This is a genomic window from Massilia sp. CT11-108 (assembly GCF_047302915.1).
Lineage (GTDB): Bacteria > Pseudomonadota > Gammaproteobacteria > Burkholderiales > Burkholderiaceae_D > Telluria > Telluria orientalis.
In genome coordinates this window covers 1-556 of the sequence record NZ_JBKYMO010001188.1, presented here as the reverse complement: position 1 = coordinate 556, position 556 = coordinate 1, and the positions used below count along the sequence as shown (strand labels likewise).

At 65.8% G+C, this 556-nt stretch carries 1 pseudogene; it reads right to left on the bottom strand.

Annotated features, from left to right (window positions below):
* Positions 1 to 556 (bottom strand): annotated as a pseudogene (locus tag ACEN88_RS33895) (hypothetical protein); the annotation flags it as partial.

Genomic DNA, 556 nt, shown 5'->3' with positions numbered 1-556 from the left:
CGTCCAGGTTCACCTGGTGCAGGTGACCCGAGCCGTAGTACAGGTTGTTCAGGATGCGGCCATCCGGCAGCGTCGTCCGCACCCGGTTGCCCAGCTCGTCGTACTCATGACGCACCATGGTCGACGTACCCGAGGCATCCGTCTGCTCCATCACCAGCTGACCGATAGCGTCATACGCCATGCTGACAACGGCATCCGCATTGATCGCATGCGTCATGCGCCCCAGCGCGTCGTAGGCGAAGCGCAGCCGCATCTGCTGCGCCTGCGCCGCACCCGTCACGCGCGAGATCACTTTTTCCGTCAGCTGGCCCAGCGCATCGCGCACATACGTCGTCGCGATGGGCGTCAGTTCCGTGCGCGGCGCGCAGCCCAGTTCGTCCTTGCCGACGACGAGGCCGCTGTCGTCGTAGCGGTAGCGCGTCACGCGCGCATCGAAGCTCGTTTCTTCGGCGAGGCGGTCCAGCGCGTCGTAGACGAAGCGGTGCACGTCGCCGTTCTCGTTGATCAGTTCCGCGATCCGGCGCGCCGTGTCGTAGCGGTATTCCAGCACGCCGCC